This window comes from Arsenicicoccus sp. UBA2120 (genome assembly GCF_002330965.1).
GTDB classification, from domain to species: Bacteria; Actinomycetota; Actinomycetes; order Actinomycetales; family Dermatophilaceae; genus Arsenicicoccus; species Arsenicicoccus bolidensis.
Window position 1 is genome coordinate 34,314 of record NZ_DCYC01000031.1, and the last position, 18,237, is coordinate 52,550.

Genomic DNA, 18,237 nt, shown 5'->3' on the forward strand with positions numbered 1-18,237 from the left:
ATCACCTCGACCTGGGAGGCCACCGTGCCCCGCACCCTGCACGAGGTCGTCTTCGTCGACGGCGTCCGCACGCCGTTCGGCCGAGCCGGGGACAAGGGCATCTATGCCCAGACCCGCGCCGACGACCTGGTCATCGCCTGCATCCGCGAGCTCGTCCGCCGCAACCCGTCCCTGCCACCCGAGCGCATCGGGGAGGTCGCCGTCGCGGCCACCACCCAGATCGGCGACCAGGGGCTCACCCTCGGCCGGATGGCAGCGCTGCTGTCCGGACTGCCCAGCACCGTCCCGGGCTACTCGATCGACCGCATGTGCGCCGGTGCCATGACGGCCGTCACCACGTCCGCCGGGTCCATCGCGATGGGCGCCACCGATGTCGTCGTGGCCGGAGGAGTCGAGCACATGGGACGGCACCCGATGGGTGAGGGCGTCGACCCCAACCCGCGGATCGTGTCCGAGCGGCTCGTCGACGAGTCCGCGCTGGTCATGGGCAAGACCGCCGAGAACCTCCACGACCGCTACCCGAGCCTGACCAAGGAGCGCAGCGACGCCTTCGCCGTGGGCTCGCAGCGCAAGCTGGCCGAGGCCTACGCCGCCGGCAAGGTCCAGCCCGACCTGGTCCCGGTCGCGGTCCGCTCCGCGGAGCAGGGCTGGGGCCTGGCCACGGCCGACGAGCCGCCCCGCCCCGGGGTGACCATGGCGGACCTGGCCACGCTCAAGACGCCGTTCCGTCCTCACGGGCGGGTCACCCCCGGCAACGCCGCCGGGCTCAACGACGGCGCCACCGCCTGCCTGCTCGCGTCCGAGGAGGCCGCGACCGAGCTGGGGCTGCCCGTCAAGATGCGGATGGTCACCTACTCCTTCGTCGGGGTCGAGCCCGAGGTCATGGGCTACGGCCCGGTCCCGGCCGCCGAGAAGGCCCTCGCCCAGGCCGGCCTGAGCATCGAGGACATCGGGCTGTTCGAGCTCAACGAGGCGTTCGCCGTGCAGGTGCTGGCCTTCCTCGAGCATTTCGGCATCGCCGACGACGACGCCCGGGTCAACCCCTGGGGTGGCGCGATCGCCACCGGCCACCCGCTCGCCTCGTCCGGCGTCCGCCTCATGACCCAGCTGGCCGCCCACTTCGCCGAGCACCCCGAGGTGCGCTACGGCATGACCGCGATGTGCATCGGCATCGGCATGGGCGGCGCCGTCATCTGGGAGAACCCGCACCACGCCGACTACCGCCCGTCCACCGACCCGCAGGAGCAGCAGCGATGACCGACACCGACCTGCTGGCAGCCTTCGACGACGAGGTCGTCACCCACGCGCTCGAGCGCGACGTCCAGCTCCCCGGCGGCGTCGGGACCATGGCGCTGATCACCCTCGACAACGGCCACGACCACACCCGCCCCAGCACCTTCGGCCCGCGCGGCCTGCTGGAGCTGCGCGACGTCCTCGACCGCTGCGCCGAGCGCGCCGCCGCCGGCGAGATCGCCGCCGTCGGCGTGACCGGCAAGCCCTTCGTGTTCGCCGTGGGGGCCGACCTGACGGGCGTCCCGCGCGTGACCGACCGCGAGCAGGCCGTCGCCATGGGCCTGCTCGGGCACGAGGTATTCTCCCGGCTGTCCTCGCTGGGCGTCCCGTCCTTCGCCTTCGTCAACGGCGCGTCCATGGGCGGCGGCGTCGAGATCGCCCTCGCCTGCGACTACCGCACCGTCAGCTCCTCGGTCCCCGCCGTCGCGCTCCCCGAGGTCTTCCTGGGCCTCGTGCCCGGCTGGGGCGGCTGCTGGATGCTGCCCAACCTCGTCGGCGTCGAGGGCGCCCTCACGGTCGTGGTCGACAACCCGCTGTCCAACAACCGCATGCTGAGCGGTGTCCAGGCGGCCCGCCTGGGGATGTACGACGAGGTGCTCGAGCCCGCGGACTTCCTCGCTCGCTCCGTCGCCTGGGCGGCGGACGTCCTCACCGGCGCCGTCACCGTCGAGCGCCCCGAGGTCGACCGCGACGAGTCCCGCTGGGACGCCGCCGTCGCGGCGGCCCGGCGCACCGTGACGCAGCGCACGGGTGGCCGGTCGCGGGCGGCATACCGCGCCCTGGACCTGCTGGCGGCGGCTCGCACGACGAGCCGCGAGGAGGGCTTCGCGGCCGAGGACGAGGCCCTCGGCGACCTGCTCATGAGCGACGAGCTGCGCGCCGGGCTCTACGCCTTCGACCTGGTGCAGAAGCGGGCCAAGCGACCCGCCGGTGCCCCCGACAAGGCGCTCGCGCGCCCCGTGACCAAGGTGGGGATCGTCGGGGCCGGCCTGATGGCAAGCCAGCTGGCGCTGCTCTTCGTCCGGCGCCTCGAGATGCCGGTCGTCATGACCGACCTCGACGAGGAGCGGGTCGCCAAGGGAGTTGGCTACGTCCACACCGAGATCGACACGCTCGCGGCCAAGGGTCGGCTGAGCGCCGACCAGGTCAACCGCTACAAGGCCCTCATCACCGGGGACACGTCCAAGGACGGCATGGCCGACGCCGGCTTCGTCGTCGAGGCGGTCTTCGAGGAGATGTCGGTCAAGCAGCAGGTGTGGGCCGAGGTCGAGGCCGTGGTCTCGCCCGAGTGCGTGCTCGCCACCAACACCTCGTCGCTGTCCATCACCGAGATGGCCTCGCGGCTGCAGCACCCCGAGCGCGTGGTGGGCTTCCACTTCTTCAACCCGGTCGCCGTCATGCCGCTGCTCGAGATCATCTCGGGCGAGCGCACCGACGACGCGACGCTGGCCACGGCCTTCGCCGTCGGCAGGACGCTCAAGAAGACCACCGTGCTGTGCGCGGACTCACCGTCCTTCATCGTCAACCGGCTACTCGGTCGGTTCATGTCCGACATGGCGCGCATCGTCGACGCCGGGACGCCGGTCGACGTGGCGGACCAGGGCTTCGCAGGGGTCGCCCCCATGCCGCCGTTCGTCCTCATGGGCCTGGTCGGTCCGGCCATCGCGCTGCACAACAACGAGACGCTCGCCGCGGCCTTCCCCGACCGGTTCTACGTCTCGCCCAACCTGCGTCGCGTGGTCGAGGCGGGCAAGCGTGGCTACTACACCAAGGTCGACGGGCGCACGGTGCTGGACCCGGAGGTCCTGGCCCTGCACGAGACGCCGGCGGACCCTGAGGTCCTGACCGCGGAGCAGGTGCGCGAGCGCGTGCTGGCGGGCCTGGCCGAGGAGGCCCGGATCATGCTGGACGGCGGCGTCGTCAGCGCCCCCATGGACCTAGACCTGGCCATGATCACCGGTGCCGGCTTCCAGTTCTGGAACGGCGGGCTCACGCCGCTGCTCGACCGGACCGGCACGTCGGAGCGCGTCACGGGGCGTCGCTTCCTGCCCGCGGGGGCCGCCGACGCAACCCGCTGACCGAGCGACGGGTTCACCGGTCCGGCCAGGCTGCGTGGCAGCATGGTCGGACCGGTCCATCGACGCCGGCGCACCGTCCGGGCGGCCTGCGCACGAGCAACGACCGTCGTCGGGGGACGTCACCGCGCTCCTCGCCGTCTGCCCTGGTGCCACTCCGAGGAGGCGGACGAATCCGGGCGAGCGGCTCTCGCTGACCTACGATGGAAGGCATGACTGATGGCTACCTCCGCCGCATCGGCACGCTCGTCCGCGAGGCGCGCGTCCGACGCGGGTTCACCACCCAGGACCTCGCCGAGCGGGTCGGGATGACCGGCACCGACATCGAGCAGATCGAGGCGGGCGACCACGACCTGAGCCTCGACGTGCTGGCCGCCCTGGGCAAGGAGCTGGAGGCCGAATTCGTCTCCATGGGCCACTCCGGGCCCCAGCACCTACGCATCGAGGGCGGGCGTCGCCTCGCCGGGTCGATCGAGGTGCGCACCTCCAAGAACGCCGCCGTCGCGACCCTGTGCGCCTCCCTGCTCAACAAGGGCACGACCACCCTGCGCAACCTCGCCAAGATCGAGGAGGTCAATCGGATCCTCGAGGTCCTGAGCAGCATCGGCGTCCGCACCGAGTGGGTCGACGGCGGCAACGACCTGCGCATCACGCCCCCCGCCACCATCGACCTTGCCTCGATGGATGAGGCCGCGGCCAAGCGCACCCGCACGATCATCATGTTCCTCGGCCCCCTCCTGCACGAGTTCGACGACTTCTCCCTGCCGTATGCCGGAGGCTGCGACCTCGGCACCCGCACGGTCGAGCCCCACCTCATCGCCCTGCGCCACTTCGGGCTCGCCGTCGAGGCGACCCAGGGGGCCTACCAGGCCGAGGTCTCCCCCGACACCTGGCCGCGCCGGGCGATCGTGCTGACGGAGCGCGGCGACACCGTGACCGAGAACGTCCTGATGGCCGCTGCCCGCTACGAGGGCGAGACCGTCATCCGCAACGCCTCGCCCAACTACATGGTCCAGGACCTCTGCTTCTTCCTCCAGGAGCTCGGGGTCGAGGTCGACGGCATCGGGACCACCACCCTCACGGTCCGCGGCCAGCGCGTGATCGACCGCGACGTCGAGTACTCCCCCTCGGAGGACCCGATCGAGGCCATGTCCCTGCTCGCCGCCGGTGTGGTGACCAAGTCCGAGATCACCATCAAGCGGGTCCCCATCGAGTTCATGGAGATCGAGCTCGCGACCCTCGAGACCATGGGGATGCGCTACACCCTGTCCGAGGAGTACCTCTCGGGCAACGGCAAGACCCGCCTGGTCGACCTGACGCACGTGCCTGGGCCGCTGACGGCGCCGCGGGACAAGATCCACCCGCTGCCCTTCCCAGGGCTCAACATCGACAACCTCCCGTTCTTCGCCCTCATCGCGGCGACGGCCGAGGGCACCACGATGATCCACGACTGGGTCTACGAGAACCGCGCGATCTACCTCACCGAGCTGACCCGCGTGGGCGGCAACGTGCAGCTCCTCGACCCGCACCGGGTGATGATCAGCGGGCCGACCCGCTGGCGTCCGGCCGAGGTGGTGTGCCCGCCCGCGCTGCGTCCCGCCGTGGTCGTGCTCCTGGCGATGCTGGCGGCCCCGGGCACGTCGGTGCTGCGCAACGTCTACGTCATCAACCGCGGCTACGAGGACCTCGCCGAGCGGCTCACCGCCCTCGGTGCGGGCGTCAGCACCTTCCGCGACATCTGATCCGCCGGGCGACGGGCCGGCGGCGGCACCGCGTCGCCGGCCCGTCGTCCGGTCCGCAGCATCGCGCCCGGCGAGGGTCCGCGCCACGTATCGTGGGGCGGGCCCTTCTCGACGCCCTGCGCGCCCTCGTGCCCCGCGCACTCCCTGCGCACTCCCAACGCCCCTCCCGTGCTGTGCTCGCTCTAGACTCCCCTCGCACCCATCCCGACCCTCGGAGGACCTCCATGGCCGGCGGACTCGCTGCCCTGCTCGACGACATCGCCACCATGGCCAAGCTGGCCGCCGCCTCCGTCGACGACGTCGGCGCCGCCGCCGGGCGGGCCAGCGCCAAGGCCGCCGGCGTGGTGGTCGACGACACCGCGGTGACGCCGCGCTACGTCACCGGGTTCACGCCCGACCGCGAGCTGCCGATGATCAAGAAGATCGCGATCGGCTCCCTGCGCAACAAGCTGCTCTTCATCCTGCCGGCGGCCCTGCTGCTCAGCCAGTTCGCCTCGTGGGCGCTCACCCCCCTGCTGATGCTCGGTGGCACCTACCTGTGCTTCGAGGGCGCGGAGAAGATCTGGGAGAAGGTCTCGGGCCACGGGCACGACGCCGACGAGGCGACGGCGACCATGAGCGGGGAGGAGGCCGAGGGGACCATGACGTCCGGCGCCATCCGCACGGACTTCATCCTGTCCTCCGAGATCATGGTCATCGCCCTCAACGAGGTCGCCAAGGAGGCCTTCTGGACCCGGGCCATCACGCTGGTGATCGTGGCCATCTTCATCACGCTCGGCGTCTACGGCTTCGTCGCCCTGATCGTCAAGATGGACGACATCGGCCTGCACCTGGCCAAGCAGAGCAACGGCGCGTCGCAGTCGATCGGCAACGGCCTGGTCAAGGCGATGCCCGTGCTCCTGCGCTGGCTGGCGATCATCGGCACCGTGGCCATGCTGTGGGTCGGTGGCCACATCCTGCTCATGGGGGTCGACACGCTGGGCTGGCCCCCGCCGTACGCCTTCGTCCACCACCTGGAGGAGGCCGTCAAGCACGCGACCGGACCGCTCGGCGGGGTCCTGGGCTGGCTGACCAACACCATCTGCTCGGCGATCGTGGGGCTGGCGGTCGGGGCGGTGATCGTGACGATCCTGCACCTCGTCAAGCGCGGCAAGGGCGAGCCGGCCGAGGGCCACTCCGCACACTGACCGACGAGGCAGCGCGGACGGCTGGACCGACCCGCAGCCGCGCGTCAGAGCGGGGTGACGAGCCCGGCCGGCAGGCGGCCCAGCACCTCGGCCACCTCGTCGAGGAGGGGCGCCTGCACGCTGCTGCGTCGCCAGACCATCGCGATGTCGCGGTGCGGCGCCGCCCCCACGAACTCGCGCAGCACGACCCCGTCCGGGTTGCGGCTCGGCGGCGACACTGCCAGGCGCGGCAGCAGGGTGGTGCCGACGCCCGCGGCGACCATGTGGCGCAGCGTCTCCAGGCTGGTGGCCTGGAAGCCGGACTGCTCCCGGGCCCCGGCGGTCTGGCAGACGTCCAGCGCCTGGTCCCGCAGGCAGTGACCCTCCGCCAGCAGGAGGAGGTCCTCGCCGGCGAGCCGCTCGGCGGGCAGCCTCCCGGTCTCGCCCGCCAGCTCGTGGTCGGCGGGCACCGCGAGCAGGAAGTCCTCACGGAACAACGGCCGCACGTGCAGGGCGTCGTCCACGACCGGCAGGGCGATGAGGGCGGCGTCCAGCGTGCCCGCCAGCAGCTGCTCGCGCAGCTCACCGGTCTTGGCCTCGGTGAGCAGCAGCTCGGCGTCCGGCAGCCGCTCGCGGAGCGCCGGCACCACGTGGGGCAGCAGGTAGGGCCCCAGCGTGGGGAAGAACCCCAGCCGCAGCCGCCCCGCCCGGGGGTCCCGGGCGGAGCGGGCGATGTCGCGGATGTCCTGGGCCTGCCCCAGGATCGACCTGGCCCGCTCGACCACGCGCTCCCCCGCGCCCGTCAGCAGCACCTGGCGGGTGCCGCGCTCGACGAGGTCCACGCCGAGCTCGGTCTCGAGCTTCTTGAGCTGGGTGGACAGGGTGGGTTGGCTGACGTATGCCGCAGCGGCCGCCCGGCCGAAGTGCCGGTGGTCCGCCAGGGCGACGAGGTACTCCAGGTCTCTGAGGTTCACGGGGGACCCGTCAGGCCATCGCCGGGGACGGGGCCGAGGTGCGGATCAGGTGGTCGAAGGCGGACAGCGCGGCCGTCGCTCCGGCGCCCTGCGCCACGACGATCTGCTTGTAGGGGACGTTGGTGCAGTCCCCGGCGCCGAGGACGCCCGGGACCGACGTGCGGCCCATCGCGTCCACGACCAGCTCGCCGCGCTCGGTCAGCTCGACCGCGCCCTTGAGCCACTCGGTGTTGGGCAGCAGGCCGATCTGGACGAAGATCCCCTCGAGCTGCAGCTCCTTGGCCTCGCCGGACGCGCGGTCCTCGTAGCGCAGACCCGTGACCTGCTTGCCGTCGCCGACGACCTCGGTGGTCCGGGCGGACAGGATGACGTCGACGTTGGGCAGGCTGTGCAGCTTGTCCTGCAGGACCTGGTCGGCGCGCATCTCGTCGAGGAACTCGATCAGGGTGACGTGGCCGACGACGCCGGCCAGGTCGATCGCGGCCTCCACGCCGGAGTTGCCGCCGCCGATGACGGCGATGCGCTTGCCCTTGAACAGCGGGCCGTCGCAGTGCGGGCAGAAGGTCACGCCCTTGTTGCGGTACTCCTCCTCGCCGGGCACGCCCATGTGGCGCCAGCGCGCCCCGGTGGCGAGCACGACGGAGCGGGCCTGCAGGGAGGCGTCGCCGAACTTCACCGTGTGGTAGCCACCCTCGGTGTCGGCAGGCACGAGCTCGGTGGCCGCCGGGCCGGAGACCACGTCGACGTCGTACTGGCCGACGTGCTCCTTGAGCGCGTCCGCGAAGCGCGGACCCTCGGTGTAGGACACGGACACGAAGTTCTCGATCGCCATCGTGTCGAGCACCTGCCCGCCGAACCGCTCGCCGACCAGGCCGGTGCGGATCCCCTTGCGGGCGGTGTAGATGGAGGCGGCGGCGCCGGCCGGGCCGGAGCCGACGACGAGGACCTCGTAGGGCTCCTTGCCGTTGAGCTTCTCGGTCGCCCGGTCCACCGCGCCCGCGTCGATCCGGCCGAGGATGTCGGCCATCGTCATGCGGCCGGAGTCGAACAGCTCGCCGTTGACGTAGACGGTGGGGACGGCCTTGATGCCGTGCTCCTCGATCTCGTCCTGGAAGAGCGAGCCCTCGACGGCGGTGTGCTTGATCCGGGGGTTGATGACGGACATGGCGTTGAGGGCCTGGACCACCGTGGGGCAGTTCTGGCAGGACAGCGACATGTAGGTCACGAACTCGAAGTCGCCGTCGATCGCCGCGACCTGCTCGATGGTCTCGGCGTCCTCCTTGATCGGGTGCCCGCCCACCTGCAGCAGCGCCAGGACGAGCGACGTGAACTCGTGGCCGAGCGGGATGCCCGCAAACTCGACGCCCACGTCGGTGCCCGCGCGCTCGATGCGGAAGGACGGACGACGGCTCGAGGTGCCGTCCGTGCGCAGGCTGACCAGGTCCGACAGCGCCGCGATCTCCTCGAGGAGCTGACGCATGTCGCCGGCCTTGGGTCGGTCGTCGAGGGACGCGACCAGCTCGATCGGCTCCTTGACGTTGACGAGCAGGGACTTGACCTGGGTGGTCATGGCGGCGTCGAGCACGGGCACGGGACACTCCTTGGATCGCGTATGACGAGACGGCGGCGGGGTGGGCGCGCGACGCAGGTGCTGCGCGGCGCCGAGGTGAGGTCAGGTGGGGTAGATGCGCGGGGTTGGGGTGGGCCGGACGGCGGCGGCGGGTGACCGGGGTCCGGCCACCCGCCGCGGCACGTGGTGGTGCGTCGGCGAGCGGGTGGGCTCGCCATACGACCTGCTCGGGAGACTCCCGAGGTGAGGTCAGATCTTGCCGACGAGGTCCAGGCCGGGGGTGAGGATGGCCTCGCCCTCTTCCCACTTGGCGGGGCAGACCTCGCCCGGGTGGGCGGCGACGTACTGGGCGGCCTTGACCTTGCGCAGCAGCTCGGTCGCGTTGCGACCGATGCCCTCGGCCGTGACCTCCATGAACTGGATGGTGCCCTCCGGGTCCACCAGGAAGGTGGCGCGGTCGGCGAGGCCGGCGCCCTCGCGCATGTTCTGGAAGTTGTTGGTGATCACGCCGTTGGCGTCGCCGAGCATGTAGTAGTCGATCTTGCCGATCGTGTCGGACGTGTCGTGCCAGGCCTTGTGCACGAAGTGCGTGTCGGTGGACACGGAGAAGACCTCGACGCCGAGCTTCTGCAGCTCCTCGTAGTGGTCCGCGACGTCACCGAGCTCGGTCGGGCACACGAAGGTGAAGTCCGCCGGGTAGAAGAAGAAGATGGCCCACTTGCCGAGGACGTCCTTCTCGCTCACGTCGACGAACTCGCCGCTCTTGAAGGCGGTCGTGGAGAACGGGAGGATCTTGGTGTTCATGAGGTTCATGCGTGCTCCTTGGCTACGGTGCTGGTGGGAACTGCCGATATAGAACCTATATGAATCGACCCGGAAACGAAAGTCAGAGTCGATCGTTTGTGTGCATGTGGTGCATAGGCGCCGTCAATGCGGGCGCACCCACCACGCTAGTGCGCGGGCCCGGCGACACGGACCCCGGGGATGGGATTGACTACGAGGCATGACGCGCACCAACCCCCTGCTCTCGCCCTCGGCCCTCCCCCACCACCTGCCGCCCTACCCGGACCTCCAGGACGAGGACTACCGCGAGGCGATCCTCGAGGGCATGGCCGAGCAGCTGCGCGAGCTGGACGCCGTCGCCACCGACCCGTCGGCGCCGACCGTCGAGAACGTCGTCGAGGCCTGGGAACGCTCCGGACAGACCCTGCGCCGATCGATGGACGCCTTCTGGCCCGTGGCGGCGGCCGACACCAATGCGCGCCGGGACGCCATCCGCGCCGAGCTGGCCCCGCTCCTGGCGGCCCACGGGGACGCGATCATGCTCGACCGCCGGCTCTACGACCGGCTCCTCGCCCTGCGGGCGCGGGTGGACGCCGGCGACATGACGCTGGACGAGGAGACGGCGTGGCTGCTCCATGAGGCCGTCCGGGGCTACGAGCGGGGCGGCATCGCCCTCGACGAGGCGGGGCAGTCCCGGCTGCGGGCGATCAACGCCGAGCTCGCCACGCTGGCGGCCGAGTTCAACGAGCGCGCCGTGGCCGGACGCAACGCCGCCGCCGTGCACGTGACCGACCAGGACCGGCTGGCGGGCCTCGACGAGGCCGACCTCGAGGGTGCCCGCGCCGCCGCCGAGGCGCGGGGTCTCGACGGCTGGCTGGTCGAGCTCGTCAACACCACCGGGCAGCCCCGGCTCGCCGTGCTCGCCGACCGGTCGCTGCGCGAGGAGCTGCACCACGCCTCGGTGGGCAGGGGGCTCGAGGGCGAGCACGACACGCGGGAGCTCGTCGTGCGGACGGCGCGGCTGCGGGCGGAGAAGGCCGCCCTGCTCGGCCACGAGCACTACGCGGCCTACGTCGCCTCCGACGGCTGCGCGGGGTCGACCGAGGCGGTCATGCAGATCCTCACCCGGGTGGGGCCGGCCGCGGTCCGCAACGCCCGCGCCGAGGCCGAGGTCCTGCAGGAGCGGCTGCAGGAGATCGAGCCGGGCGCCGTGCTCGAGCCCTGGGACTGGGCGTATGTCGCGAACCTCGTCCGCGGCGAACGCTACTCGCTGGACGAGAGCCTCCTGCGCCCCTACCTCGAGCTCGAGCGCGTCCTCCACGAGGGCGTCTTCGCGGCGGCCACCGCGCTCTACGGCATCACCTTCCACGAGCAGCCGGAGCTCGTGGGCTACACGGCGGACGCCCGGGTCTACGAGGTGCGCGAGCCGGACGGCGCGGTGCTGGGTGCCGTGGTCCTGGACCCGTGGACCCGGCCCGGCAAGCAGGGTGGCGCCTGGATGACCTCGCTGCTGGACCAGAGCACCCTGCTCGGGCACCGCCCGGTGGTCACCAACACGTGCAACCTGTCCCGGCCCGCCCCCGGCCGTCCCACGCTGATGTCCTGGGACGAGGTGATCACGCTGTTCCACGAGTTCGGGCACGACCTGCACGGGCTCCTGTCCGACGTGCGCTACCCGTCGCGGTCGGGCACCGCGACCCCGCAGGACTTCGTCGAGTTCCCGAGCCAGGTCAACGAGATCTGGGCCTGGGACCCTCAGCTGCTCGCGCGCTACGCCGTGCACCACGAGACCGGCGAGCCGATGCCCGCGGCGTGGATCACGACCCTGCTCGACGCCCGGCACTTCGACCAGGGCTACGAGATGACCGAGTCGTATGCCGCGATGCTGCTCGACCAGGCCTGGCACCAGACCCCGCTGGACCGGCTCCCGTCGTCCGTCGACGAGGTGGAGGCCTTCGAGCGGGCGGCGCTCGAGCAGGCCGGCATGGCCTTCGACCTGGTCCCGCCGCGCTACCGGTCCACCTACTTCTCGCACGTCTTCGCGAGCGGGTACGCCGCCAGCTACTACTCCTACATGTGGTCCGAGGTCTACGACGCGGACACCGTGGCGTGGTTCGAGGCGAACGGCGGCCTCTCGCGCGAGACCGGCGAGCGCTTCCGGCGCGAGCTGCTGGCCCGCGGCGGGTCGCTGGACGTCACCGAGGTCTACCGCAGGTTCCGCGGGCAGGACCCCGACGTGCAGCACCTGCTGGACCGGCACGGCCTCGACTGACCTCAGGTCTGACCGCAGCGGTCGGAGGCCTGGCGCTGGGAGCGTCCGGCCACGTCGTCGGGCACCGCCCGCGCCACCTGCCCCAGCAGGGACGAGTCGAGGTGGGCCAGCAGGTCGGCGGGGTCGTCATACACCTCGTCGGCCCCGGCCTCGAGCAGCTCGGCCCGGCCGATCCCGCCGCAGGTGACCATGATCGACCGCAGGCCGGCGCGCTCGGCCGCCGCGACGTCCCACACGGTGTCCCCGACGACGACCGTCTGCTCCGGGTCGAGGCCGTAGCGCTCGACCGCCACCGTCAGGAGGTCCGGCTCGGGCTTCGCCTCCTCGACGTCGCCGCTGGTCGTGGCACCCGCGAGGACGTCCTCCGAGACGCCGATCGCCGGGACCATCCAGTCGAGGTCACCCTCCTGGCCGCTCGTCGCGAGCACGACCAGGAGCCCGGCGTCGTGGCAGGCGCGCAGCAGGTCCGCGGCGCGGGGGAAGGCGGTGAGGTCGGCCTTGAGGGGCTCGTACTCCTCGCTGTGCCGGTCCACGGCCTCCTCGTCCTCGCCGCCGGTGAGGTGGCGGACCAGCCCCGCGCTGGCGATGCCGATGGCCGAGTGGCACTGCTGCATGGTGATCTCGTCGTGGCCGGTCGCGCGCAGCGCCCGCCACCAGGCGAGGGTGTGCAGGTAGTTGGTGTCGAGCAGGGTGCCGTCGACGTCGAAGAGGACGCCAGGTCGCAGGTCAGCCACGGGAGGCCTCCCGCAGCCGCTCCAGCAGCGGTCCGGCGGCCTGCTCCAGGAACGCGTCCTGGGTGTCGCCACCGATCTGGACGAGCGCGACGTCGGTGAACCCCGCCTCCCAGTAGGGGCGCACGCTCTCGACGATGGCGTCGAGGTCAGGTCCGCAGGGGATGCTCTCGGCGACGTCCTCGGGCCTCACGAACTGCGTGGCGCCGGCGAAGCCCGCCGTGGTCGGCAGGTCGGCATTGACGTCCCACCCGCCCGCGAACCACCGGAACTGCTCGTGGGCGCGCTCGACGGCGGCGTCCTTGCTGGGGTCCCAGCTGATGGGGATCTGCCCGATGGCCCGGGCGCCGGCGCCGATGCTCGGCTTGCCCGGCAGGTCGTCCCACGCCGCGATCAGGTCGGGGTCCGGCTCTGTCGCGACGAGGTGGTCGGCGAAGGCCGCGCAGCGCTCCAGCGCCTTGGGGCCGCCCGCGGCGAGCGCGATGTCGACGCCCTCGTCTGGCAGGTCCCAGATACGAGCCGAGTCGACGCGGTAGTACTCGCCGTCGTACGTGACCAGCTCGCCGGAGTGCAGCTCGTGGATGATCTCCATGGCCTCGGCCAGCATGTCCTGGCGGGCGGAGACCGCGGGCCAGCCCGCACCGACGACGTGCTCGTTGAGGTTCTCCCCGGAGCCCAGCCCGAGCGTGAACCGGCCGTCGGCCATGATCTGGACGGTGGCCGCCTGCTGCGCCACGACCGCCGGGTGGTAGCGCAGGATCGGGCAGGTCACATAGGTCATGAGCTCGACGCGCTCGGTGACGTGCGCGACGGCACCGAGGACGCTCCAGACGAACGGCGCGTGACCCTGGGCGCTCAGCCAGGGGAAGTAGTGGTCGCTGGCGACCTCGAGGTCGAAGCCGACGTCCTCGGCCTTGCGGGCGAAGCGGACCAGGTCCTTGGGACCGGCCTGCTCGGTCATCAGGGTGTAGCCGAATCGGGTCATGGGACAGGCATACCCGTGGGTGCCGGGTCGGTAGACCTCGGCTGGTCCTCAGGCGAGCAGCGTCTCGGCGATCGCGTCGGGGGTGAGCCCGATGGCCGCGAGCACCTGCCCGCGGGAGGCGTGGTCGAGGAACTCCTTGGGGATCCCGAAGGGTCGCACCGGCGCCGTGACGCCGGCCTGCTGCAGCGCGAGCGTGATCGCGGAGCCCACGCCGCCGGAGACGAGGTTGTCCTCGATGACGACGACCTGGTCGGCGCGGCGAGCCTCGTCCACCACGTCGTCGCTGACCGGGAGCGCCCACACTGGGTCGACGACCCGGACGGACCGGCCGGCGTCCTCGAGCCGGGTGGCCACGCCCAGGGCGGTCGGCACCATGGAGCCCACCGCGACCACGAGGGTGTCGACGTGCTCCTCCCCCGGGCCGTGCAGGACGTCGACGGTGCCGCGCTCCTCGAGGGCGGGGATCGGCGCGGGCGGGTTGCCCTTGGCGAAGCGGATGATCGAGGGGGCGTCGGTGATGTCGACCGCGCGGCGCAGCGCGAGGTCGATCTGCTCGCCGTCGCGGGGGGCCGCGAGGTGCAGCCCCGGCACGACGTTGGCCAGGGTCATGTCCCACATGCCGTTGTGCGACGCGCCGTCCGACCCGGTCACGCCGGCCCGATCCAGCACGAAGGTCACGCCCGCCCGGTGCAGCGCACAGTCCATGAGCAGCTGGTCGAAGGCGCGGTTGAGGAAAGTCGAGTAGATCGCCACGACCGGGTGCAGCCCGGCGTAGGCCAGACCCGCGGCCATGGTCACGGCGTGCTGCTCGGCGATGCCGACGTCGATGACCCGCTCGGGGAACTTGAGGGAGAAGTCGCGCAGCCCGACGGGGATGAGCATGGCGGCGGTCAGGGCCACCACGTCGTCGCGCTCCTGGCCGAGGGCGACCAACGAGTCGGAAAAGTCGTCGGTCCAGGAGCGGCCCGACACCTCGAGGGGCAGGCCGGTCTCGGGGTTGATGACGCCCACCGCGTGGAACTGGTCGTCCGCGTGCTGGCGGGCGGGGCGGTAGCCCTTGCCCTTCTTGGTCAGGACGTGGACCAGCACCGGCGAGCCGTAGCCCTTGGCCTGGCGCAGCGCCACCTCGAGGGCATGCTCGTCGTGCCCGTCGACCGGACCGACATACTTGATGCCGAGGTCCTCGAAGAGGCCCTGCGGCGCGACGATGTCCTTGAGACCCTTCTTGATCCCGTGCAGGGTCTCGAAGGCGGGGCGCCCGACCACGGGAGCCCCCGAGATGGCGCGCTTGCCGATGCTCAGCATCCGCTCGTAGCCCTGGGTGGTGCGCAGCGTCGACAGGTGCTCGGCGAGCCCGCCCGTGGTGGGGGCGTAGGACCGCTCGTTGTCGTTGACGACCACGACGAGGGGCAGGTCCTTGCGGGCGGCGATGTTGTTGAGCGCCTCCCAGGCCATGCCGCCGGTCAGGGCCCCGTCGCCGATGACGGCGACCGTGTGTCGCTGGCGGTCGCCCGTGAGCTGGTGGGCGATGGCGATCCCCTCGGCCCAGGACAGGGAGGTCGAGGCGTGGGAGTTCTCGACCACGTCGTGCTCGGACTCGGCGCGGGACGGGTAGCCGGAGAGCCCGCCCTGGGCGCGCAGGGCCGAGAAGTCCTGCCGCCCGGTCAGCAGCTTGTGGACATAGCTGATGTGTCCGGTGTCGTAGACGATCGTGTCGTGCGGCGACTCGAAGACGCGGTGCAGCGCGATGGTCAGCTCGACGACCCCGAGGTTGGGGCCGAGGTGTCCGCCCGTCCTGGCCACCTGGTTGACCAGGAACTCCCTGATCTCCGCCGCCAGGGCGGGGAGGCGAGAGGCGGGCAGCCGACGCAGTGCCGTCGGGCTGGTGATGGTCGAGAGCACACCTTGAGCCACGAGTGGATCCGACTCCTTCGGAAGAGGACGCGACTTGCGAGTCTAGACCAGCGGGTGGTCCCGGACGGGCGCGGCGGGCTCAGAGCCGGGGCACGAACCGGCGCCCCTGCATGGCCTCGTGCACGAGGTGGACGCTGCGCGCCGTGGCCCGCAGGCGCACCCCCTCCGCCTCGAGGTCGGCCATGACGTCGCGGAGCGCCTCCGGGGGCAGGTCCTCGCCCAGCGCCACCCGCACCTGGCGGTAGGCCTGCCGCATCGCGGCGAGCTGGGCGTCCACGTGCTGCACCGCCACCCAGGCCAGCGCCTGCGGGTGCCGGCGCCACGACGCGTAGCCGCGGAAGTCGGCCGGACACTGGTCGAGCAGCCACGGGACGGCGTGCTCGCGCCAGCCCTGGCTCTCGGGCGGCGGGATCTCCCCGGGCCAGCCGGGTGGGACGTGCGCGGTCATGGGACCAGTGTGCCGCGGGCCTCTGACAGACCCTCGGCGGCGGGACGCCCGGGACGTGGTCGTCCCCGCCGATCGTGCCGGATGCCGGATGCCGGATGCCGGATGCCGGATGCCGGACCCCGTATGCCGGACGCCGTGCTCCCTGTGCCCACGCCCTGTGCCGTCAGGCGGTCGCCACCGTGACGTCGTCGGGCAGGCCCTCCACCGTGGCCGTCCCGTCCGCCGCCACCGTGACCGAGAACGCCGTCGGGCCGAAGCGCAGGCCCCGCACGGTGAGCGGGCCGAAGGGAAGCGACGGCAGCGGCCGCACCTCGACGTGCCGCCCGGGCACGTCGACGCGCAGGCCGAGGACGGCGGTCACGACGGCGGCGGCCGACGCTGCGGACCAGGCCTGGGGGCGGCAGGACGCGGGGTACGGCGCCGGGCGACCGAGGACCGGGTCCCCGGCATACAGCTCGGGCCATCGGTAGCCGAAGGCGACCGACGAGGCGACCAGGCTGCGGGCCACGTCCCCGGCCCGCTCGGTGCGGCCCTCGGCCACCAGGCCGAGGAGCCCGATAGCCGTGTCGTGGACCCACACCGAGCCCGTGTGGTAGCCGATGGGGTTGTAGGCGGGGTTGCTGCGCGAGAGCGTGGCGATGCCGTAGGGGCCGAGCAGGTCAGGCCCCGTCAGGGTGTCGGCGACGAGGGCGGCCTCGTCCGCAGTGAGGGCACCCGAGCCGAGGGCGTGGCCCATGTTGGACCCGATCCCGTCCACCGGGCGCCCGTCTGCGTCCAGGGCCATGGCCAGGTGCGGACCCCGCGGCCCGCGCACCCAGTAGGCCTCGCGGACCCGGGTCGCCAGCGCGTCGGCCAGCCGGTCCAGGTCCGCGAGCTCCTGCGGCGTGCCGGCGTCCAGGGCCTCCAGCAGCGCTCGGGCCTCGCGAGCCGCCTCGACCGCGTAGGTCTGCGCCTCGAGCAGGGCGATCGGCGCGGGGGCGATGGAGCCGTCGGAGCGGCGCATCGAGTCGCCGCTGTCCTTCCAGCCCTGGTTGGCCAGCCCCGTCCCGCTGCGGTCGACGTAGCGGAGCAGCCCGTCGGGGCTGTCCTGCACCTGTCGGGCGATCCACCCGAGGGCCGCCCGCAGGGGCGGGAGCAGGTCACGCACCTCGTCCTCGGGGAGGCCGTGGCGCCACGCGTCGTGCAGCAGGCACACCCACAGCGACGTGGCGTCCACCGTGCCGTAGTAGGTGGACGGCAGGGCCAGGCCGGTGACGTCGTCGACGTACCGCTCGCGGCGCACCTCGTGCAGGATCTTGCCGGGCTCCTCCGCGGTCGTGGGGTCGTCCACGCGGCCCTGGCGTCGGGCCAGGGTGCGCAGGGTGCCCCCCGCGAGGGTGGTCCCGAAGGGCAGGGACAGCCGGGCGGCCCAGATCGAGTCGCGACCGAACAACGTGAGGTACCACGGGGACCCGGCACCCGCGAAGACGTCGTCCGGGGCGTCGGGGTCCCGCATCGTCAGCTGGCGCAGGTCCTCGAGCGCGCTGCTGACCACGACGTCGAGGCGGGTGTCGGCGGCCTCGACCAGCACCGAGGACCAGTCCACCAGGTCCGCGCCGGGGTCGGCGTCGAACGCCGTGGCGGCGAGGCGCTGGGTGACCACCGACACCCGCACCGACCTGGTCTGGCCCGGGGGCACCTCGAGGTCGAAGCGGATGCGCGAGGGCCGGTCCGGCTCCCCCGCCTCGACGGCGGAGGGTCGCGGCTCGGTCACGACGTGCGTGAGGTGCCGGTCGTCCGACCAGGTGAGGACCACGTCGGGGGTGCGGGCCCCCGCGGTCATCGTGGGCAGCAGCGGGCCCGCGGGCTCGCCGGACTTGACCGCGCCCAGGGAGGCCCCGTCCCCGCCGATCTCCACCACCAGGCGGGTGCGGACGGTCTCGGCCGCGCGTGAGGTCAGGCGGATGGTCTCGGTCATCCCCGCGTCGTGCACCGCCCGGACGCGCCGCAGCTCGACCGTGGGGTCCGGGCCGGGGGTGCCGAGGTGGCGCAGAGAGGTGAGGACATGGGTCTCGGGCCCGACGCTCGAGGACATCACCAGGTCGCCGGCGTGGTCGTCGGCCAGCACCCTGAGGTGGGAGACGACACGACGGTCGTCGACGAAGACCCCCGTGCCAGGCGCGGTCATCGTCCCGTCGCGCGCGGACAGCGCCGTGGCATGACCGTGAACTGCCAGCTCCAGCTCGTGCAGCCATGGCTGCCGGCGGCTGGCGTCTGGTGTCAAGCGGCTCTGCTCCGGCACGGG

At 72.3% G+C, this 18,237-nt stretch carries 13 protein-coding genes; 5 read left to right on the forward strand and 8 right to left on the reverse strand.

Annotated features, from left to right (window positions below; all coding sequences use genetic code 11):
* The first annotated feature begins 24 nt into the window (after positions 1-24).
* From B2P18_RS04130 to B2P18_RS04145, 4 genes are all read left to right on the forward strand, one after another.
* Positions 25-1,257 (forward strand): thiolase family protein, encoded by a 1,233-nt coding sequence (locus B2P18_RS04130; RefSeq protein WP_029210041.1) that lies wholly within the window; start codon positions 25-27, stop codon positions 1,255-1,257.
* Positions 1,254-3,371 (forward strand): 3-hydroxyacyl-CoA dehydrogenase NAD-binding domain-containing protein, encoded by a 2,118-nt coding sequence (locus tag B2P18_RS04135; protein ID WP_239264892.1) that lies wholly within the window; start codon positions 1,254-1,256, stop codon positions 3,369-3,371. Before B2P18_RS04130 ends, B2P18_RS04135 begins: the two co-directional genes overlap by 4 nt.
* 209 nt (positions 3,372-3,580) lie before the next feature.
* On the forward strand, positions 3,581-5,110 hold the full coding sequence (locus tag B2P18_RS04140; RefSeq protein WP_286956004.1) for a UDP-N-acetylglucosamine 1-carboxyvinyltransferase: 1,530 nt from the start codon (positions 3,581-3,583) through the stop codon (positions 5,108-5,110).
* 224 nt (positions 5,111-5,334) lie between these two features.
* Positions 5,335-6,297, forward strand: coding sequence for a DUF808 domain-containing protein (locus B2P18_RS04145; protein ID WP_286956005.1), 963 nt, complete (start codon positions 5,335-5,337; stop codon positions 6,295-6,297).
* 44 nt (positions 6,298-6,341) lie between these two features.
* On the opposite strand, the gene B2P18_RS04150 is transcribed toward B2P18_RS04145, so the two are convergent.
* The 3 genes from B2P18_RS04150 to ahpC all read right to left on the reverse strand — a co-directional run bounded on the left by B2P18_RS04150 (position 6,342) and on the right by ahpC (position 9,633).
* On the reverse strand, positions 6,342-7,250 hold the full coding sequence (locus B2P18_RS04150; protein WP_029210038.1) for a LysR substrate-binding domain-containing protein: 909 nt from the start codon (positions 7,248-7,250) through the stop codon (positions 6,342-6,344).
* 10 nt (positions 7,251-7,260) lie between these two features.
* Entirely contained in the window at positions 7,261-8,835 is a 1,575-nt protein-coding gene (ahpF, locus tag B2P18_RS04155) for an alkyl hydroperoxide reductase subunit F (RefSeq protein ID WP_029210037.1), read from the reverse strand.
* 234 nt (positions 8,836-9,069) lie between these two features.
* Positions 9,070-9,633: an alkyl hydroperoxide reductase subunit C gene (ahpC, locus tag B2P18_RS04160; protein WP_019284774.1), complete on the reverse strand. Its 564-nt coding sequence runs from the start codon at positions 9,631-9,633 to the stop codon at positions 9,070-9,072.
* A 190-nt stretch (positions 9,634-9,823) separates the two neighbouring features.
* Between ahpC and B2P18_RS04165 the strand changes: the two genes are divergently transcribed.
* Complete coding sequence (locus tag B2P18_RS04165; protein ID WP_019284773.1) at positions 9,824-11,875, forward strand: M3 family metallopeptidase; 2,052 nt, start codon at positions 9,824-9,826, stop codon at positions 11,873-11,875.
* 2 nt (positions 11,876-11,877) lie between these two features.
* On the opposite strand, the gene B2P18_RS04170 is transcribed toward B2P18_RS04165, so the two are convergent.
* From B2P18_RS04170 to B2P18_RS04190, 5 genes are all read right to left on the reverse strand, one after another.
* Complete coding sequence (locus B2P18_RS04170) at positions 11,878-12,609, reverse strand: HAD family hydrolase (RefSeq protein ID WP_286956007.1); 732 nt, start codon at positions 12,607-12,609, stop codon at positions 11,878-11,880.
* Positions 12,602-13,591, reverse strand: coding sequence for an LLM class F420-dependent oxidoreductase (locus B2P18_RS04175; protein ID WP_286956008.1), 990 nt, complete (start codon positions 13,589-13,591; stop codon positions 12,602-12,604). The genes B2P18_RS04170 and B2P18_RS04175 overlap by 8 nt, the downstream gene beginning before the upstream one ends.
* Before the next feature lie 48 nt (positions 13,592-13,639).
* The gene (dxs, locus tag B2P18_RS04180; RefSeq protein ID WP_286956010.1) at positions 13,640-15,493 is read right to left on the reverse strand and encodes a 1-deoxy-D-xylulose-5-phosphate synthase; all 1,854 of its coding nucleotides are present in this window, start codon (positions 15,491-15,493) and stop codon (positions 13,640-13,642) included.
* Positions 15,494-15,584: 91 nt separating this feature from the next.
* Positions 15,585-15,953: a hypothetical protein gene (locus B2P18_RS04185; protein ID WP_286956012.1), complete on the reverse strand. Its 369-nt coding sequence runs from the start codon at positions 15,951-15,953 to the stop codon at positions 15,585-15,587.
* A gap of 163 nt (positions 15,954-16,116) precedes the next feature.
* Positions 16,117-18,234 carry a glycogen debranching N-terminal domain-containing protein gene (locus B2P18_RS04190; RefSeq protein ID WP_286956013.1) on the reverse strand — a complete coding sequence of 706 codons (2,118 nt, stop codon included), beginning with the start codon at positions 18,232-18,234 and terminating at the stop codon, positions 16,117-16,119.
* Positions 18,235-18,237: the final 3 nt, after the last annotated feature.